Source organism: Duncaniella sp., assembly GCF_029054785.1.
Lineage (GTDB): Bacteria > Bacteroidota > Bacteroidia > Bacteroidales > Muribaculaceae > Duncaniella.
In genome coordinates, this window is the sequence record NZ_JAIDEN010000100.1 from 1 (window position 1) to 18,776 (window position 18,776).

17 protein-coding genes are annotated in these 18,776 nt (G+C 57.4%); all 17 read left to right on the forward strand.

Annotation, left to right across the window (positions count from 1 at the left end; genetic code table 11):
- The first annotated feature begins 220 nt into the window (after positions 1–220).
- The 17 genes from bioB to K2H17_RS06715 all read left to right on the forward strand — a co-directional run bounded on the left by bioB (position 221) and on the right by K2H17_RS06715 (position 18,767).
- Positions 221–1,210, forward strand: a complete 990-nt coding sequence (gene bioB / locus K2H17_RS06635) for a biotin synthase BioB (protein WP_300132880.1) — start codon at positions 221–223, stop codon at positions 1,208–1,210.
- Positions 1,207–1,983: a HesA/MoeB/ThiF family protein gene (locus tag K2H17_RS06640; protein WP_300132883.1), complete on the forward strand. Its 777-nt coding sequence runs from the start codon at positions 1,207–1,209 to the stop codon at positions 1,981–1,983. The genes bioB and K2H17_RS06640 overlap by 4 nt, the downstream gene beginning before the upstream one ends.
- A gap of 136 nt (positions 1,984–2,119) precedes the next feature.
- Positions 2,120–3,238 (forward strand): hypothetical protein, encoded by a 1,119-nt coding sequence (locus tag K2H17_RS06645; protein WP_300132885.1) that lies wholly within the window; start codon positions 2,120–2,122, stop codon positions 3,236–3,238.
- Between the two features lie 187 nt (positions 3,239–3,425).
- On the forward strand, positions 3,426–4,214 hold the full coding sequence (locus K2H17_RS06650) for a polysaccharide biosynthesis/export family protein (RefSeq protein ID WP_300132887.1): 789 nt from the start codon (positions 3,426–3,428) through the stop codon (positions 4,212–4,214).
- Between the two features lie 50 nt (positions 4,215–4,264).
- Positions 4,265–6,706 (forward strand): polysaccharide biosynthesis tyrosine autokinase, encoded by a 2,442-nt coding sequence (locus K2H17_RS06655; protein ID WP_300132889.1) that lies wholly within the window; start codon positions 4,265–4,267, stop codon positions 6,704–6,706.
- A gap of 5 nt (positions 6,707–6,711) precedes the next feature.
- Complete coding sequence (locus K2H17_RS06660; RefSeq protein ID WP_300132891.1) at positions 6,712–7,905, forward strand: glycosyltransferase; 1,194 nt, start codon at positions 6,712–6,714, stop codon at positions 7,903–7,905.
- 32 nt (positions 7,906–7,937) lie between these two features.
- Complete coding sequence (locus tag K2H17_RS06665; RefSeq protein ID WP_300132894.1) at positions 7,938–9,131, forward strand: glycosyltransferase; 1,194 nt, start codon at positions 7,938–7,940, stop codon at positions 9,129–9,131.
- A 44-nt stretch (positions 9,132–9,175) separates the two neighbouring features.
- Positions 9,176–9,910, forward strand: a complete 735-nt coding sequence (locus K2H17_RS06670) for a glycosyltransferase (protein WP_300132896.1) — start codon at positions 9,176–9,178, stop codon at positions 9,908–9,910.
- Between the two features lie 117 nt (positions 9,911–10,027).
- Entirely contained in the window at positions 10,028–11,134 is a 1,107-nt protein-coding gene (locus K2H17_RS06675; RefSeq protein WP_300132898.1) for an EpsG family protein, read from the forward strand.
- Complete coding sequence (locus K2H17_RS06680; RefSeq protein WP_300132901.1) at positions 11,128–12,033, forward strand: glycosyltransferase family A protein; 906 nt, start codon at positions 11,128–11,130, stop codon at positions 12,031–12,033. Before K2H17_RS06675 ends, K2H17_RS06680 begins: the two co-directional genes overlap by 7 nt.
- 60 nt (positions 12,034–12,093) lie before the next feature.
- Positions 12,094–12,414 (forward strand): hypothetical protein, encoded by a 321-nt coding sequence (locus tag K2H17_RS06685; protein WP_300132903.1) that lies wholly within the window; start codon positions 12,094–12,096, stop codon positions 12,412–12,414.
- A complete protein-coding gene (locus K2H17_RS06690) occupies positions 12,342–13,172 on the forward strand; it encodes a glycosyltransferase (RefSeq protein WP_300132939.1) in 831 nt (276 codons plus the stop codon). Before K2H17_RS06685 ends, K2H17_RS06690 begins: the two co-directional genes overlap by 73 nt.
- Positions 13,173–13,964: 792 nt before the next feature.
- Entirely contained in the window at positions 13,965–14,891 is a 927-nt protein-coding gene (locus K2H17_RS06695; protein ID WP_300132906.1) for a DUF5683 domain-containing protein, read from the forward strand.
- 37 nt (positions 14,892–14,928) lie between these two features.
- Positions 14,929–16,059, forward strand: coding sequence for a glycosyltransferase family 4 protein (locus tag K2H17_RS06700; protein ID WP_300132909.1), 1,131 nt, complete (start codon positions 14,929–14,931; stop codon positions 16,057–16,059).
- The gene (locus K2H17_RS06705; RefSeq protein ID WP_300132912.1) at positions 16,056–16,646 is read left to right on the forward strand and encodes a GNAT family N-acetyltransferase; all 591 of its coding nucleotides are present in this window, start codon (positions 16,056–16,058) and stop codon (positions 16,644–16,646) included. The genes K2H17_RS06700 and K2H17_RS06705 overlap by 4 nt, the downstream gene beginning before the upstream one ends.
- 287 nt (positions 16,647–16,933) lie before the next feature.
- On the forward strand, positions 16,934–17,614 hold the full coding sequence (locus K2H17_RS06710; protein ID WP_300132915.1) for a sugar transferase: 681 nt from the start codon (positions 16,934–16,936) through the stop codon (positions 17,612–17,614).
- Positions 17,604–18,767, forward strand: a complete 1,164-nt coding sequence (locus tag K2H17_RS06715) for a DegT/DnrJ/EryC1/StrS family aminotransferase (protein WP_300132918.1) — start codon at positions 17,604–17,606, stop codon at positions 18,765–18,767. Before K2H17_RS06710 ends, K2H17_RS06715 begins: the two co-directional genes overlap by 11 nt.
- Positions 18,768–18,776 lie beyond the last annotated feature (9 nt).

Consider the following 18,776-nt stretch of genomic DNA (forward strand, 5'->3'; position numbering starts at 1 on the left):
GATGTGTGGGTGACTGGTTGGTGAAGTGTGTGTAGATCTGTGGGTGGGAGTTCTTTGCTGCAAAGTTAAGGGCGCGCCACAGGCTTTTTAGTGCGATAATGCGGAGGGGTGAAATTTTTTTAGTAATTTTGTGATTGGAAGCGATTCCAAGAGCTTTAGAGGTTGTTTAAAAACAATGGTTGAACAAGCTCTATAAGGAACAAAGACAATCATTGATCGCATGAAAACAGATTTCATAAACGACATAAAGGCCAAAGTCCTCGCCGGGGGCTCTCTGAGCGCCGAAGAGGCCATGAACCTCATTGACCTCACTCCGGAGGAGGAAGACCTCCTGACCGAAGCCGCAGCCGAAGTCACGGCCCGTTTCGGAAGCCGCGATTTCGACTCCTGCTCCATCATCAACGCCCGCTCAGGACGTTGCAGCGAGGACTGCAAATGGTGCGCGCAGTCGGCCCACTACAAGACCGGCACCAATACCTATCCACTCGTTGACCACGACACCTGCATGGCCCTCGCCGACTATAACCGCTCGCGGGGCATTGGCCGCTTCTCGCTCGTCACCAGCGGACGCGCTCTCGGCGGAGAGGCCCTTGAGACCATCTGCGGCTACTATCGCGAACTCCGCCGGGCCGGAGGAATGGGTCTCTGCGCCTCGATGGGGCTGCTCGACATCGAGGCCCTGCGCAAACTCCGCGAGGCCGGAGTCGAACGCTACCACTGCAACCTCGAAGCGGCCCCGTCGCACTTCCGGACCCTCTGCTCGACCCACACCATCGAGGACAAGATCAAGACCATCGAAGCCGCCCGCGAAACCGGCATGGAGATATGCAGCGGCGGCATCATCGGCATGGGCGAGACCCGCGCCCAGAGAGTTGAGTTCGCCCTGGCTCTCCGCAGAGTCAATCCGGTCTCTATCCCAATCAACATACTCGTACCGATCCCCGGCACACCGCTCGAAAAGGCCGAGCCGCTTTCCGGCAGGGAGATACTGCTGACGGTTGCCATTTTCCGCATGATCCATCCCCGCGCGGTGCTGCGTTTTGCCGGAGGCCGCGCCTCGATCGCCAAGGAGATACAGTGCGAGGCCCTGCGCATCGGCATCAACGGCAGCATCATGGGCGACCTGCTGACCACCATAGGCTCGCAGATCGACGAAGACATAGAGATGGTCCGCTCCTGCGGATATAACTTCAACACCCCCGAAGCATGAGCGCCCCCCTACCCGATCTGAGCCGCGAACAGCAGACACGCTACCGCGGCCATCTCTCGCTCTGCGAGATCGACGTCACCGGCCAGAAAGCCCTGGCGGAATCGAAGGTGCTGATTGTCGGGGCCGGAGGCCTCGGAAGCCCCGTCAGCCTCTATCTTGCCGCAGCCGGAACCGGAACCATCGGCCTGATGGACGCCGACACGGTCAGCCTCAGCAACCTCCAGCGCCAGATCATCCACTCGACTCCTGACATCGGGCGACTCAAGACCGACTCGGCCTCCGAAAAACTCAGGGCGCTGAATCCGGATGTCAGCATCATCACCATCAACGAGCGCCTCAGCGCGGAAAACGCCGAAAGGATCATGGCTGGATATGACCTGGTGGTCGACTGCACCGACAATCTCCCGACGCGCCTGCTCATCAACGACACCTGCGTCCGTCTGGGCAAGAAGATGGTCTTCGGGGCCGTCTCGCGCTTCTCCGGGCAGGTGTTCAGCCATGTGCCCGGCAGTGCCTGCTACCGCTGCATCTTCGATCCGTCGGCGATCAGCACCGACGGCGGGGAACTCCCCTGTGCCATCAACGGCATTCTCAATACCGTGGTCGGAGTCATAGGCACGCTCCAGGCCACCGAAGCCATCAAACTGCTCGTCGGCACAGGCGATCCGCTGATCAACCGCATGCTCACCTTTGACGCCATCACAATGGAATTCAGCACCTTCACAATCAGCCCGATGGAAGGCTGTGCCTGCAACTCTGTTAGCAATTTTTAACCTCCAGTCTTAAAAAATCAAAAATTTTATATCTACCTTTGCACCGCGGAAACACTGTCACTTTCTCAAAAGCCAATCCCCAGAGGGTGTTTCATTCCCTCTTAAAGTGACACAGAATCAATAATATAGTTTTATCATGACTCAAGCGATCAACATGCCCCGCGTTGAAATCGTGGGCAGTTTCCTCCCTCCCGAAGAACTTGAAAATGCTTTGAATGAAAAAATCCGCGGCAACCTCAGCGAAGCTGACTATCATGCAGTTGAAGACCGCGTCATCGACCGTCTGATCGACCGCGAAATCGAAGCCGGACTCCAGATCGTCACCGATGGCGAGATGCGCCGCAAGAGCTGGGACCGCGACTTCTGGGAAGGTTTCGAAGGCATGAACCGCGAGCGTATCGACTCAGGCCATCTCTATCAGGATGAGGTCGTGCGCCATGACCTGCTGCGTTTCAGCGGAAAAATCGAATTCAACCCCGCCCACCCCTTCTTTGAAAAGTATGTCCACATGCAGGAGCTCAGCGCAGGCCGCGCCGAAGCCCGCCAGACAATACCCTCGCCGGGCGAACTCTACATGAGAATGTTCCTCTCCTCTAACGGAGATCCCGGAAAATTCTACGCAACTCCTGAGACTCTCATCGACGACATCGTAGAGGCTTACAGCCGCACTATCGCCGAGTTCTACCGTCTCGGCTGCCGCCACATCCAGCTCGACACCGGAATCTGGGGCCGCCTCGGAAGCCCCGAATTCGACCGCATGCTCCTGCTCGGAGGCGCCGATGTCAACGAGATCACTCTCCTCCTGCTCGACCTGATCAACCGCTCGATCGCCAACCGCCCCGCCGACCTGGAGATCACTTTCAGCATCGCGGCCAACGAGCAGACAATCCCCCGCTGGACCGACGAAAAAGAGCTTGCCAACCTGCGCCTTATGCTCGAAAAAGTCGATGCCGACGCCTTCCTGCTCCCCTTCGACATCAGCTCGCCCGAAACAATCGACGCCCTGCGCTGGCTCCCTGCCGGAAAGCGCGTCATCCTCGGACTCGTGGACGGCAGTCTGCCCAACCTTGAGAGCGTCAACGACATCGTCACCGCAATCAGGGTCGCCCGCCGCTACGTCCCGATGAGCCTGCTCTCGATCAGCCCCACCTGCGGATTCAAAGTCCGCGACCGTGAGCGTCAGGGCCTCAACTACGAGACTCAGTGGACCAAAATCGCCCTTCTGCGCCAGGCCGCTGCGCTTGCCGCCGAATAAGGCACTCCGCCACGCCAGACACATCAAAGCCCGCAAAGGCCGCCGACCAACGGCCTTTGCGGGCTTTCCGAATTACATTTAACACTGCTTTACACGCGGATTTTCTGATTTTTTGTATCTTTGTAGCCCATTATTAGTAGCTTACAATCCTAAAGATGCCGGTCTGTACCTTCCGGCAACATGAATCATGAAACACTTCTCATTACAGCCTAAAAATGCACTTCTCTCACTGATCCTCGCCACAGGCGCTCTTTTCGTCTCCTGCGGTCCGGCCAAAGACATCGCCTACATGCAGGATCTGCCTGACAACGCCGTCCTGACTCTTCAGGAAAACGGCGAACTGCGTCTCCAGCCCGGCGACAAACTCCGGATCAAGGTCCACAGCCGCGACGAGGAGATGGTCAAGATGTTCAACCTGTCACAGACAAGTTCGTCAGGTTCGGTAGAACATGACATGTACACCGTCGACAAAAACGGCAAAATCGACCTGCCTGTTCTCGGACAGCTCTCGGTCGAAGGCCTGACACGCCTCGAAGTGGCCCAGCAGGTCAAATACCGTCTTCTTGCCGGAAGCCTGCTGCGCGACCCGATCGTGACCGTGGAGTTCCCGAAGATGGCCTACTATGTCATCGGTGAGTCGGGTGTCGGACGACATGAGTTTCCTTCCGACAAGCTCAACATCATGGAGGCACTTTCGATCTCAGGTGACCTCGCCATCAGCGGCAAGCGCACCAACATCCTTGTGCTCCGCACCGAAAACGGCCAGCAGGTGCCCTATCGCATCGACCTGACCCGCGCCGACGGTGTCTATGCTTCTCCGGCCTACTATCTGAAACAGAACGACATGATCTATGTCGAGCCTACTCAGGTCAAGGCCAACCAGTCGACAGCCAACGGGAACAACTACATGACACCGAGTTTCTGGATCTCGATGGTCTCCTTCGCCACTACGGTCGCCGTCCTGATCACCAAATAGTGTCCGGAATCACCTCCTGAACCAACCCTCACTTCAAAAACGGAACACAGATGCAACGCAATCTCAACACTGCCCCTGCGACAGGTGGAGAACAGGTCCCTCAGGGCAATTCGTTCCACCAGTCAGCCGATGGTTTCGCAAAAATAAAGGACATAGCCTTTCTTATGCTCGGCCATTGGAAATGGTTCGTCATCTCCATGGCCATAGCCCTCGGCGCGGCCTATTACTATCTTCAGATCACCCCGAAGGTCTACACGGCCTCAGCCGCTATCCTCGTCAAGAGCGACGAGAAGAGCTCCGGGTCGGAGGATGTGCTCAACGAGCTCGGCATCAAGGCCTATAAGGTCAATATCACCAACGAGATCATGTCGATGAAGACCGGTTCCGTTGCCGATGAGATCACTCGACGCCTTCAGCTCAACACCCGCTATTTCCATCCGGGAGCCTTTCACAAAAACGCGGCCTACGGTGTGGAACTTCCCGTCACCGTCGAGCTTCCCGACCTCGACCCGTCGGAAAGCGCCGAATTCACCCTAAAACTAAGCAAGGACAGCTCCATACGCATATCGTCGATGACCCTCAACGACAAACCGGTCGATGGATCCCTGACCTTCACTCTCGGCAAGGCCGTGAAAACTCCGCTGGGAGTCATGACCGTAAAGCCCTCTCCCTACTACCGCTCAGGCACCGCCGACGAACTGATCGTCAGCCGCATCCCATTCAGCCAGGCTTCGGCTCAGGTCAGAGGGACGATCGAGGCACGTCAGCGCAACAACCGCGCGTCGATCATCGACATCTCCTACAATGACGAGTCGCGCACCCGCGCCGAAGACATCCTCTCGACCCTCGTAGCCGTCTACAACGAAAACTGGATCAAGGACCGCAACCAGATCACGGCAAGCACCACAGAGTTCATCAAGGAACGTCTCTCGATCATCGAGAGCGAGCTTGGAAGCGTCGACAACGACATCTCAAGCTACAAATCGCGCAACCTCGTGACCGACGTGGGCGCCATGGGCGGTATAGCTCTCTCGCAGATGACATCCTCGCAGGAGGCCGGACGCGAGCTTGACAACCGCGTCTATATGACCAAGTATCTGCGCAACTATCTGACCGACGGTCTCCACGACAAAGAACAGCTGCCGGCCAACTCCGGCATCGACAATCCGAGCATCGAGGCCCAGATCCAGGCCTACAACCAGCTCCTGCTTCAGCGCAACAACCACCTCTCTATATCCTCCGAGCAGAACCCTCTCGTCATGGACATCGACCAGAAACTCTCGACCATGAAAGGGAGCATCCTCGGTTCGCTTGACAATGAGCTGACCATGCTTTCGACCCAGAAAAGAGCCATCTCCTCGGCCCAGTCGCAGGCCGTGTCGAAAATCGCGGCCAATCCGCAGCAGGCCAAGTATCTTCTTTCTGTCGAACGTCAGCAGAAGGTCAAGGAGTCGCTCTATCTCTTCCTGCTTCAGAAGCGTGAGGAAAACGAACTCTCACAGGCTTTCACAGCCTATAATACCCGTCTGATCGAACACCCCGCGGCCTCCAATGTGCCTGTGACCCCGAAGACCGATCTGATTCTCGCCATCGCCCTCGTGGCCGGACTCTTTGTCCCGGCAGGAATCATCATGCTCGTGGAGTCGTTCAACACCGCCGTGCGCGGACGCAAGGACCTCCAGGCTCTCAACGCGCCCTTCGTCGGCGAGATTCCGCTTGCAACCGAGAAAAAAGGCAAGCGCAGAGTGGCGCGGGAGATCTCCGACAACCAAGTGGTTGTCAAGTCAGGCAGCCGAAGCATCATGAACGAGGCTTTCAGAGTGGTCCGCACCAATCTCGAATTCATCCTCGGTTTCGACGGTGGCCACCATGTGGTGATGCTTTCGTCGATGAATCCGGGCAGCGGCAAGACTTTCACCTGCGCCAACCTCTCGACCGCGCTTGCCATAAAGGGCAAAAAAGTCATAGCCGTGGACCTCGACCTGCGCAGGGCTTCCCTCTCGGCCTATGTCGACAAACCCGTCAAGGGTGTCTCCAACTACCTCAGCGGCCAGGTCGGCGACTATCATGATGTGATCGTCCGGCTGGGCGAACTCGACGTGCTCCCGGTCGGCACCATTCCTCCCAACCCGACCGAACTCTTCTTCAACCCGCGCTTCGCAAAGATGATCGAGGAGCTGAAAGCCGCCTATGACTACGTGATCCTCGACTGCCCGCCGGTCGAGATCGTGGCCGACGCCGCCATCATCAGCCGCTATGCCGAGATGACGCTCTTCATCATCCGCGCACACCTCATGGACCGCGCTTTCCTCGCCGACATAGAGAACTGGTATCAGGAACGCCGCTACCCCAACATCTCCGTCATCCTCAACGGCACACGGCGCGAATTCTCCCACTATGGAGGCACCCGCTACGGCTATCAGCGCTATGGCTATCACTATGGCCACTACGGTGAATACACCGACGAGTCCGCAAACAGCAAAAACAACTGACCGCCATGACCTCAGCCGGGCGCAGAAAACTACTCTTTGTGATCGACTCCTTCAATATCGGGGGAGCCGAACGCAGCCTTTGCACCCTGCTCAATCTGCTTCCGGCGGAACGGTTCGACATACATGTCCTGCTGACAGCCTGCGGAGGGGCATTGGAAAAATACCTCCCGCCCACGGTGCGTTTGACCCGGATCCCGCTCTGCGGCGGAAGCTTCGGGTCACGGATCCGCTTTTCGTGGCGCCATCTGCTCCACGCCGTCTCCTCGCGTCTCCCTGCCGCCGTCCGCTCCAAGGCTAATCCCGTCGAACGCCACTGGCTGCTGCTCGGCTGCCTCGCTCCCGCACCGGAAGAGATTTATGACGTAGCCGTGGCCTACCATCAGGGATTCCCTACCTACTATGTGGCTTCCAAGGTGAAGGCACGGCGCAAAATTGCATGGATCAACGCCGACATTGTCCGTGACAGCTATTCAGAGAATTTCAACCTCGGATTCTACGCCCTATATAATAAGGTGGTGACAGCCTCACCCGGATTGCGCGACCTGCTGCTTGATGCCTGGGACTTCCGCCCCGGACAGCTGATCCCCATACGCGACATAGTCTCGCCTGCCGTCCTTCACCGCCTGGCCGAAGATCCGGCTGCTCAGGACGCTGTCAGGGAAGAGGTCGATGACCAGGATTCCGACCGCCTCAGACTTCTGACCGTAGGGCGTCTCGTTCCGGTCAAAGGCTATGACCTGCTGATCGGCGCCGCCGCCATCCTTAAGAACCGGGGGCTTGCGTTCCGCTGGGACATAATAGGCGACGGCCCGCTCAGAGAGGAGATTCAGGAGCTTATCCGGACCCGTGGACTCAGTGACAATGTCAGGCTCCTCGGCGCTCTTGACAACCCCTACCCTCTGATGCGGCGCTGCGACATCTACGTCCAGCCATCCCGATCCGAAGGCTACGGCATAGCCGTCTGCGAGGCCAGAGCCTTTTGCCGTCCGGTGATCGTCACCGCATTCAGGGTTGCTTCCGGACTCGTCAATGACGGAACCGACGGACTCATCTGCGGCATGGACGCCGAGTCACTGGCCGATGCCGTCAGCCGCCTCTCGTCCCCGCAGCTGCGCGAAAATTTCGCCGCCAGACTCGCCGGAAGCCCTGCCGACAACAGCGCCGAAAGCCTCGGCCTGATCCTCGGTCTTCTGAACTGAAACAGAAATATCACTTACCGACCGAAAAAACAATGAAACGGATCTTCATCGCAATGCACTATCTCGAAATCGGGGGCGCCGAAAACGCCCTCATAGGGCTGCTGCATGCCTTGGACTACTCAGAAGTGTCGGTCGACCTCTTCCTCTATGCCCGACGCGGCGAACTCCTGTCGGAAATCCCGCCTCAGGTAAACCTCCTCCCAGAAATTCCCGCCTATGCCCACATCGAATCCCCGCTGAAGGACACCTTCATCCACGGCCACTTCAAAGTGGGCCTCGGACGGCTGCGGGCAAAACTGCTCAACCTGTCCCGCCACAGCAAAACGACCGGCACAGGCGATCCGGCAGCGATTTTTTCCTATATAGGCCGCTGTGTCACACCCGCGCTGCCACAGATCTCCGATACTGTCTATGATCTGGCCGTCTCTTTCCTGACACCGCATGACATAGTGCTCTCCAAAGTCCGCGCACTGAAAAAAATCTGCTGGATCCACACCGACTACACCCGCATTTCCATTGATCCCGACTTCGAGCTTCCCGTCTGGCAGGCCTATGACCGGATAATCTCGATCTCGCCCGATGTGAGCCGTGCATTCGTCAGCGTGTTTCCCTCGCTCGCCCCGAAGATCGCCGAGATCGCCAACATCCTGCCCGAAGAGCTCATCCGCAACCGCGCCGCCGGGGGAACCGCACCGGAATTTCCACAAGGCAGATTCAATCTCCTCTCCATCGGGCGTTTCACCCACGCAAAAAACTTCGACAACATCCCCGACATTGCCCGCCGTCTGCGCGACGACCACTGCATCTCCGCATTCCACTGGTCGATCATCGGCTTCGGAGGCGACGAAAGCCTTATCCGCGACAAAATCGCCGAGGCCGGTGTGGAGGACTGCGTCAGCATACTCGGCAAACGCGCCAATCCCTACCCCTATATCAGCCGCTGCGACCTCTATCTCCAGCCCTCACGCTACGAAGGACGCTGCGTCACCGTCCGCGAGGCCCAGCTTCTTGGAAAAGCGACAGTCATCGCCGACTATCCGACAGCCCGCTCGCAGGTCTGCGACGGAACCGACGGCTTCATCCTCCCTCTCTCCAACAAAAACTTCGCCGCCGGACTGGCCTCGCTGATCAGCACCCCGGAACGCATCGAAAAAATCACCCGCAACCTCCGTCATGGCGACTACTCAGACCGCGCCGAAGCCCGGAAACTCATCTCACTCATCTGAACCACCCCATCTCCCCCAATAATCATAAACCGCCACCAAGCCCGATGTCGATACCCCGCATAATCCACTACTGCTGGTTCGGAGGACGCCCCTTGCCTCCGAGCGCACGCCGCTGCCTTGACTCCTGGAAGCGCCACTTCCCCGGCTATGAGATCAGGCGCTGGGACGAGAGCAATTTCGACATCAACGCCATCCCCTACACCCGCCAGGCCGCCGCTGCCGGCAAGTGGGCCTTTGTCAGCGACTACGCCCGCTTCCTGATACTCTACCGCCACGGAGGGATCTATTTCGACACCGACGTCGAAGTCATCCGCCCGATGGACCACATCATAGCCGACGGCGCCTTCATGGGCTTCGAGAAAAGCCACATTGGCATCGGAGTGAACTCCGGACTCGGCATAGGCTCTCCCGCCTCCCATCCGTTCTACAAAAAGATACTTGACCACTACTCCTCCATCCCCTATCTCGGTCCTGACGGCAAACCGCTGCCGGGAACTGTCGTGGCCCACGTCACCCGCCTCTTCCTTGAGGCCGGACTGAAGCCCGAAGACCGCCGCCAGACGGTGGAGGGGATCACCGTCTATCCCAACGAATATTTCAACCCGCTCGACGACGCCACGGGCCGAATGCGTATCACACCGCAGACCTGCTCCATACACCACTACGACAAAACCTGGTGTGACAACTACGGCCCCATGCGCACCCGCCTGATGCGCCTGCTCCACCGCACCTTCGGAGTGACCGCCTTCTCAGGCCTGCGCAAGATCCTCAAGCGTTAGGAGAGCTTTTTCACTCCCGTTTTTCAGACATCTTCCAAGATCTTACCTATCCTCCACAAAAAAATATCGCCCTCAGATTTTCTTCACGCTCACAACGACCTCTAATTCAGAACAGCTTTGAACGCTTCACTATACGAACCGATCTACCTTGCCATCATCTCCATGCTCTCCATCGTCACTGGGGTCAGGCTGATGCTTTCCGGCAGCAATACGCTCGCTGTCGGCACCGACAGGCGCGGCAATTCGTTCGGTCCCTTCATGTTATGCCTTTTTCTCGCAATCTTCATCGGACTGCGGCCCGTCTCCTTCCTTTTCGGCGACACGGTCAACTACGCTATGGTCTACAACGCCATCGAACCCGGCAACCTGCATGACTACCACATTTCATCCGAATGGCTCTGGGACATCTTCACCTACCTCTGCCGGACAGCCGGACTCTCAGTCAACATCTACTTTCTTCTTGTCGAACTGGCCTACATACTGGTTTCGTTCGCAGCAGTCAGGAAATTCGTTCCGACCTCACCCTGGCTCGGCACCCTCTTCCTCGTCAGCGCCCTGTTCTTTTTCTCGTTCGGCACCAACGGCCTGCGCAACGGCCTGGCATGCAGCTTTGTGCTGCTCGTAATAGCCTACATGCTCGAAGAGCGCTACATCAAAGCACTCCTCTTCGCGTTCATTGCAATGAGCATCCACCGAAGCAGCGCACTTCCACTCGGCGGAACCATTCTGGCCCTTACGGTTCTGAAAAATCCCTACTACGCCCTCTACGGATGGTTCACCTGCATACTGCTTTCACTCATCGCCGGCAACTACTGGACCGCACTCATCGGCGATATCGGATTTGACGACCGCCTCGCCCAATACACCGACACTTCCGACGAAAATCTGGAGACCTGGGGATCAACCGCAATGTTCCGCTGGGACTTCCTCATTTACAGTTCAATCCCTGTCATCTACTTCTTCTACATCTACCGGCGGGGCCTGCGCGACGGCTGGTTCAACACCCTCGCCATAACCTATCTCGTGGCCAATTCCTTCTGGGTGCTGATGATCCGCGCGGCTTTCTCCAACCGTTTCGCCTATCTCTCCTGGTTTCTCATCCCGATCATCTTCGTCTACCCCCTCTGCAACATGCGCGTCTGGAAAGACCAGAACTCCGTTGCGGGTGTGCTCCTCATGTCCTACGTATTCATCACTGTCATCTTCCTTTCACTGATATGGTAACACGACTAACGGTTTTCACCCCTACATATAACCGCGCCCGCACCCTCCGGCGCCTCTACGAAAGTCTTTGCACCCAGACTGTGCGCGAGGGCTTCGAATGGCTCGTCATCGACGACGGCTCCACTGACTTCACCCGCCGGCTCGTAGAGGGCTTCATCAGTGAAAAGCGCATCCCGATCCGATATATCTACAAAGAAAACGGAGGTCTCCACACCGGCTACAACACTGCCTATGCCAACATCGACTCCGAACTCTGTGTCTGCATCGACTCCGATGACTTCATGCCTGACGATGCCGTGGAGCTGATTCTGAAAAAATGGGATTCGGAAGGTTCCGACAAATATGCCGGACTCATAGGCCTTGACTACTATCTCGACTCCGACACCCCCATCGGCGGCAAGCTCCCCGACGACATGTCGAGCTGCTGGCTAAACGAACTTGAGGCCCGCGGCATCCACCGGGGAGATATGAAACAGGTGATGCGCACAGCCCTGATGAAGGAAGTTGCCCCTCAGATCGGCTATCCGGGCGAAAAAAATTTCAACCCTGTCTACATGCTTCTTCAGGTCTGCGACCGCCTGCCGCTGCTCGTAATCAACCGCAACCTATGTTATGTCGACTATCAGACGGGCATCGACAGCATGTCAGAGCGCATCTTCCTCCAGTATCTCGACTCTCCCCGCAGCTTCGCCAAACTCCGCCGCCTTGAGATGACACTGCGCCATTCCACCCCCTCACGGCGTTTCCGCACAGTGATCCACTACGTCTCAAGCTGCCTCATCTCCCGTGACCGGCGTTGGCTTGCCGACTCCCCGCGCAAGTTCCTGACCGTTCTCGCCGCCCCCGCAGGCTATCTCCTCTACCGTTACATAAAATACAAAGCGAGCCAACTGCGGTAGATGTTATTAAAAAACAACCTCTAAATTATATTCCTATACACACACTGATTCTCTACTGCTATGAAGATTCTACACGTCATAACCTCCCTGCGCACCGGCGGTGCCGAGAAACTGGTCTGCGATATGCTCCCTCTGATGCGCGATCAGGGGCATGAGGTCGAACTTGCTGTCTTTGACGGCACTCCGAGCCATCTGCTGGAGTCTGTCAGGCAGCAAGGCATAACGACCCACGCCTTCGGACTTGGGCTGAAATCTGCCTACAACCCACAGCATATCAATAAGTTAAAATCGACAATAGGGGGGTCAACATTGTCCATTCACACAACACATCAGCCCAGCTCTTCGCCGCGCTCGCCGCTCCATCCGGGACTGCGCTCGTGACCACCGAACACAACACCGACAACCGTCGGCGCCATCTCCCCCTTCTGCGCCATCTTGACCGGCGTCTCTATCGACGCTACGACGCAATTGCCTGTTGCAGCGAGGCTGTCGCCTCGTCGCTGCGGGCCTATCTCGGCCCGGAATTCAATGCGCGGACAAGTGTGATTGAAAACGGCATCGACCTCACGGCTTTCGCGCCAACGGAATCAGAGACGAAAGACACAGACATCCTCATGGCAGCTGCTTTCCGCCCTCAGAAAGACCACCTAACCGCCCTGCGCGCACTCACCCTTCTGCCTCCGGAAGTCACCCTCTCTTTTGCCGGCGACGGCGCCACCCGGCCACAGATCGAGGCCGAAGTCCGACGTCTCGGTTTGGAAAACCGCGTCCGCTTTCTCGGCTCGGTCAGCGATGTGCCTCACAGACTGCACACAGCTAAAATAGCCCTGCTGTCGACCCACTACGAGGGCCTATCGCTCTCCACGATTGAGGCTATGGCATCGGGAACACCGCTTGTGGCTTCTGACGTGAGCGGAGTCCGCGAAGTCTGCGCGGGAGCCGCTATGCTCTTCCCCGACGGCGATGCCGAAGCCCTCGCCTCGATCCTTTCCGACCTGTTGAAAGACCCCGCCTTGCGCCGCCTGACAGCCGCCCGCTGCCGTGAACGCGCCCTCCGTTTCGACATCCGCTCCACCACCCAAGCCTACCTCGACCTCTACACCCGCCTCCTAACCGGCACCGGACAGGGTTCGTATTAGTACAGCAATCTCTTGTGTCGCACCTACGGCGCTTTGGGCGGGGGGAAGGTCGTGTCCGATGCCACAGCTGCGGACTCCTATGGAGCCCTTGCAGTGGCCTGAATTCTCCCGGCCGCTACGCGGCCTGCCTGCTCGCCAAGCCTGATCCATTTCCATACACACAGGTTAGGAAAGAGGTTGTTACAGAACTATAATTCACGGTAGGTACGCTTTTCAATGCTGTTTACTTAAATCTGTAAAAGCCTGATTTTCAATAGAACTTTAAATGGCGAAATTCCTTAAGTAAACAACATTGGGACTCTTTTCAAAGCGTCCTCTTTCAGGCGATTGATTCCAAGGCAATTGCTGACACTTTGAAAAGCGTCCCCACCGTGCCCGATTGCGGCAAGTTTTGCAACATCCCCGATTGGTTGACAGAGACCAGAGTGGTTGGAAAGGAGGAATACGAAACACCGACTGCCACGGAGGCTCGAAGAGCCTGAGTTTCCGAAACCCCAGGGTAAGCGAGCGCCCGAAGGGCCGAGCGGTGCCTGGGGTACGATGCACATCCTCTGAGACTGCCTCGGAGAGGCTGGGTTTCCGGGGCCCAAGGGTGAGCGAGTGCCCGAAGGGCCGAGCACTGTCCGGAGCACACACCTATCTATCAGCCTATCCATCAGACGGCATCTGAAATTTTCATGAATATTTCTTAAGCTTTTTGACCCTGTCTATGAAAAAAATTGAGTAATTTTGCCATTCCTATATACTTTGTTGATTCTTCTCTCATACCAAACACTAACCAATCGATCATTTATGAAAACCTTTGCACGTTTACTGACTTTGTTTGTGCTCACACTTCTCGTCAGCGCGGAAGCCGCAGCCCAGGACAAACCCCGCTGGGTCACCAAAGGAGTGGCCTCGCTTGAAAAAGAGCGCAGCAACGATTCATATACCTTCCGCTCATTCGAGATCTTCGGCGGCGACATCGACCGTCTGCGTCAGGAGCGCTTCAACCCGCTCGTGGGCTATCTCGCCCGCACATTCGGTGCCGACTCAGCCTCAGCCGAAGTCACCCTCATCTCAGCCCTGAGAAACAGCCCCGCAACACTCAACGATGCCGAAGGCGACAACTCGGTCCAGGCCGAATACCGCGTGACATTCTCCTCTCCGTCCCCAATGACATTCTATGCCAAGCTCGTTGACGAATACGTCAGCTTCGACGAAAACACCGACATGAGCTTCGACTACACTCTCTATCAGCTCTTTGCCATATCATCAGGAGCCGACGGCAGTGTCCCGCAGTTCGACGACTATTCCTACACCCGCAAATACAACGCCCGCGCACTGGCTCTCTCCATTGTCCCCGGCCTCGGACAGATGTATAAAGGCCATACATCCAAAGGCTGGATCATCATCGGCGGAGAAGTTGTCTTTGTAGGCACTGCAATCTACTCTCATATCCGGCAGCACAATTACAGCAACGATGCCTCGAATGCTTCGGATGCAATCGCTCCAAGCTACCGCAGCAAGTCAAAAAGCTGGCGTCAGGTGCGCGACGTGGCCATCATCGGCGCCTGCGGCCTCTATGTCTACAATCTCCTTGACGCCGCCCTCTCGAAAGGAGCGCGCCAGGTTGTGGTCAGCAAACCCAGAGGAACCAGTCTTTCATTCTCGCCCTCCGTGATGGCCGATCCTCTCAGCCCGGCCGCACCCGCCCTCAGAATGTCACTGACCTTCTGATCAGTCTCCCCCCGTATAATCCGGTCATATTCCACAAATGCCTGTCAAGATCATCCGAATGGCCACAATCGGGCTTTCGCTCGATCTCTTCTGCCGGGATCTGCTTCGTGAGCTTTCAGCCGACCATGAAGTAGTGGCCCTCTCATCGCCTGACAGCCATCTTGACTCCCTCGGCAAGCGCGAGGGAGTCAGAACGATCGGAGTCAGAATGCAACGGCAGATCGCACCTCTGGCCGACCTCAAAGCCCTCCGGCAGCTGGTCAGAGTCTTCAGGCGCGAACGTCCGCTGATGGTCCACTCGATGACCCCCAAGGCCGGACTGCTCGGCATGATGGCCGCACGGATTGCCGGAGTGCCTCTGCGGGTACACACCTTCACCGGACTGCTCTTCCCGACAGCCACAGGCGTCAAAAAACACATACTGAAACTGACCGACCGGCTGACCTGCGCCTGCGCCACCCACATCATCCCCGAAGGCGAGGGTGTGCGCAACGATCTCATTTCAGGAGGCATAACATCAAAACCCATGCGGGTGCTCGGCTACGGCAATGTCCGTGGCGTGGATCTCGGCCACTTCAGCCCCTCGGAAGCCATCCGGACCTCCGCGGCGGAACTGCGGCGGAATTTCGGAATCAGCTCTGAAGACATTGTGCTGCTCTACGCCGGACGCGCCGACCGCGACAAGGGTATCAACGAACTGCTCGAAGCCTTCAGAACCCTCGGTCGCAAGGACGCGCACCTGCTTCTTGCCGGCGACTTCAAAGGCTCTCCCCTCATTCCCTCAGGAATTGAAAATGTCCACATCTCCGACGGATGGACCGACGACATCAGGCCGTGGATGAGTGCCGCCGACATCTTCGTCCTCCCAAGCTACCGCGAAGGATTCCCCAACACGGTGCTCGAAGCCGGTGCCATGAGCCTCCCGGCAATCGTCACCGACATCAACGGCTCACGCGAGATCATCACCGACGGACTCAACGGACTCATAGTGGCCCCGCGCAGCGCCGCCCCTCTCCGTGAAGCCATGATCCGGCTCATCGACAACCCGGAACTGCGCCGCGAAATGGGCTTACAGGCACGGAAAAACATCGAGCGCAAATTCTCAAAAGACTTTGTCACCTCCTGCCTGAAAGAATTTTACAGAACCATCATCCCCACAGCCGAATGACAGGACTCCTCATACGCATCAAACACAGTTTCCCGGCCCTCTGGCGCGCCGTAGAGTGGGCCAACGGCAAAGCCATGAAACTCCGCTATCCGCGCCTGGGCGAAATCGCCGCCGCAGAAGCCGCCGCGACAGAATGCGGGACAGGACGCTTCGCAGTTCTGAGCGAGACGGAACTCCCGCGCCTCCACCGCTTCCTGATCTCACTGCCTGAAGAAAGTCTGGTCCATTTCAACCCCCACGCCTTCACCCTCCGGACCCTCCGACGCCTCCACAGAAGCGGATCTTTCGTCATGATAGGCGTGTGGGAAGGCGAGAGCCTTGTCGGCTATCACTTTCTGCGCTGCTTTGCGACCGGGCGCTGCTTCCACGGCCTCGCAGTAGGCCCCGCAGCCCAGGGGCGCGGCATCGGCAGAACCATGTGGGATCTGGGTGCCCGCATAGCCTCCGGCGCAGGTCTCGCCATGTTCGCAACCATCTCCGAACACAACCTCCCCTCGCTCACCTCCTGCCGCCGAGGCTGCGAAATGACCGTCGCCGACCGCCTCCCCGGCTCCTACCTCCTCATCCGCTGCACCCCGAAAACCTGAACCAACAGCCAGCACAATCAGAATCGGTCCGCAATAAACATCTTCCTAATATTTGACATATTCTTTCCATTTCTTCCATTTTACAGACAGCGGGGAATTTTTATGTTAAATCTTTTTGTCGGATTTTTGGAATTTTGTATTTTTGTGGACTCGGATGAATTGTCCTACCGACTTGAATTATCTTAAAAGCAAACCGGCTGTCAACAAATTCTCATATAACATCTTAATTCATCCCTGAGTTTTTGATAGTATAAGCGATTCTTCTATAAAACACAGTTATTACAACCTTGCTGACAAAAGAAATATTTGACCGCCTGGCAGGCATTTTAGGCCTTGTCGTATCCTTTCCCGTCATTCTGCTGACAGGAATAGCGATCGCAATCGTCATGCCCGGCGCTCCGGTTCTTTTCCGCCAGAAACGCGTGGGCAAGGACGGCAGACTCTTCACTCTGGTCAAATTCCGCACCATGACACCCTCCCACGGAGGATCATCGGTCAGTGTGGCAGGCGAAAGCCGCATCACTCCGTTGGGCGCAGTGTTGCGCCGATGGAAAATCGACGAGTTGCCCGAACTGTGGAATGTCGTCAAAGGCGACATGAGTTTCGTCGGTCCCAGGCCGGATGTCCCCGGCTATGCCGACTGTCTCAGCGGCGACGAGCGCCGGATCCTCAGCCTGAAACCAGGCATCACCGGCCCCGCCACGCTCCGCTACCGCCGCGAAGAAGAACTGCTCGCGCTCCAGGAAGATCCGCAGGCCTACAACGACCGCGTCATCTATCCCGACAAAGTCCGCCTCAACCTCGCATATCTCGACAGCCGTACCTTCGGCCTCGACATGCGCATCATACTCTCCACCGCTCTCCCCTCTCTCCAGCAACGCCTCCTTCCTCAGACACTTCAGGCCATCACGCCCGAATCAACAGACAAAACCAGGACCACACAATCAGTAAACATATATGCAAGCTAAAAAAATCCACCTCTGCCTCGCCCACATGAGCGGCGCCGAACAGCGCTTTATCGACGAAGCCTTCGCCGACAGCTGGGTTGTGCCCTTAGGCCCCAACGTGGACGGCTTCGAGGAAGATCTGAAAAAATTCATCATCAATCCCGACCCTCAGTCGGAAGGAAAAGAAATAGCCGCCCTCTCGGCAGGGACGGCAGCCATACACCTGGCCCTCGTGCTCCTCGGAGTAGGTCACGGCGACGAAGTCATCTGCCAGAGCTTCACATTCGCCGCCTCGGCCAACCCCGTGACCTATCAGGGAGCAAGCCCCGTGTTCGTCGACAGCGAGCCGGAATCATGGAACATGGACCCCGAACTCCTTGACGAGGCCATAGCCGACCGCAAAGCAAAGACCGGACGCCTCCCGAAAGCCATCATCGCCGTCCACCTCTACGGCATGCCCGCCCGGATGGACCGCATCCGCGCCGTGGCCGACAAATGGGGCATTCCCGTTGTCGAGGACGCAGCCGAAGCCCTCGGCTCAAAATATCAGGGACGCAACTGCGGCACTTTCGGCCACTTCGGCATCCTCAGTTTCAACGGCAACAAGATGATCACCACCTCCGGCGGAGGCGCCCTGATCTGCCCCGACGCCGAAAGCAAAAAAAGAGCCCTTTTCTTCGCAACACAGGCCCGCGAGCCTTTCCCATATTACCAGCATGAGCACATTGGCTACAACTACCGCCTGAGCAACATCTGCGCGGGCATCGGTCGCGGCCAGATGACGATCCTCGACGAGCACATTGCCCATCACCGCCGCCTCGCCGCCCTCTATCAGGAACTGTTCGCCTCAGTCCCTGGGATCACATACCACGCCAATCCCTCTGCCGAAAGCGACAGCAACTACTGGCTGAGCACCATCGAGATCGACCCTGAACTGACCGGAAAGACCCCTGAGGATGTCCGCCTCCACCTTGCGGCCCTCAACGTCGAGACCCGTCCGCTCTGGAAGCCGATGCACCTCCAGCCGATCTTCGCCGATGCACCGGCATACGTCAACGGCGTCAGCGAGCATCTCTTCAGACGCGGACTTTGCCTCCCCTCCGGACCATGCGTCAGCGAAGAGGATATCCGCATGATCGTCAGCGAGATCGCCTCTGTCTGTCAAAACAAATGACCTGAAACC

Coding starts and splice junctions, on each gene's coding strand:
- K2H17_RS06680 (WP_300132901.1), top strand. CDS start 11,128: ATGGTAACACGACTAACGGTTTTCACCCCTACATATAACCGCGCCCGC.
- K2H17_RS06645 (WP_300132885.1), top strand. CDS start 2,120: ATGACTCAAGCGATCAACATGCCCCGCGTTGAAATCGTGGGCAGTTTC.
- K2H17_RS06660 (WP_300132891.1), top strand. CDS start 6,712: ATGACCTCAGCCGGGCGCAGAAAACTACTCTTTGTGATCGACTCCTTC.
- K2H17_RS06705 (WP_300132912.1), top strand. CDS start 16,056: ATGACAGGACTCCTCATACGCATCAAACACAGTTTCCCGGCCCTCTGG.
- K2H17_RS06655 (WP_300132889.1), top strand. CDS start 4,265: ATGCAACGCAATCTCAACACTGCCCCTGCGACAGGTGGAGAACAGGTC.
- K2H17_RS06685 (WP_300132903.1), top strand. CDS start 12,094: ATGAAGATTCTACACGTCATAACCTCCCTGCGCACCGGCGGTGCCGAG.
- K2H17_RS06670 (WP_300132896.1), top strand. CDS start 9,176: ATGTCGATACCCCGCATAATCCACTACTGCTGGTTCGGAGGACGCCCC.
- K2H17_RS06665 (WP_300132894.1), top strand. CDS start 7,938: ATGAAACGGATCTTCATCGCAATGCACTATCTCGAAATCGGGGGCGCC.
- K2H17_RS06695 (WP_300132906.1), top strand. CDS start 13,965: ATGAAAACCTTTGCACGTTTACTGACTTTGTTTGTGCTCACACTTCTC.
- K2H17_RS06650 (WP_300132887.1), top strand. CDS start 3,426: ATGAAACACTTCTCATTACAGCCTAAAAATGCACTTCTCTCACTGATC.
- K2H17_RS06640 (WP_300132883.1), top strand. CDS start 1,207: ATGAGCGCCCCCCTACCCGATCTGAGCCGCGAACAGCAGACACGCTAC.
- K2H17_RS06715 (WP_300132918.1), top strand. CDS start 17,604: ATGCAAGCTAAAAAAATCCACCTCTGCCTCGCCCACATGAGCGGCGCC.
- bioB (WP_300132880.1), top strand. CDS start 221: ATGAAAACAGATTTCATAAACGACATAAAGGCCAAAGTCCTCGCCGGG.
- K2H17_RS06700 (WP_300132909.1), top strand. CDS start 14,929: ATGCCTGTCAAGATCATCCGAATGGCCACAATCGGGCTTTCGCTCGAT.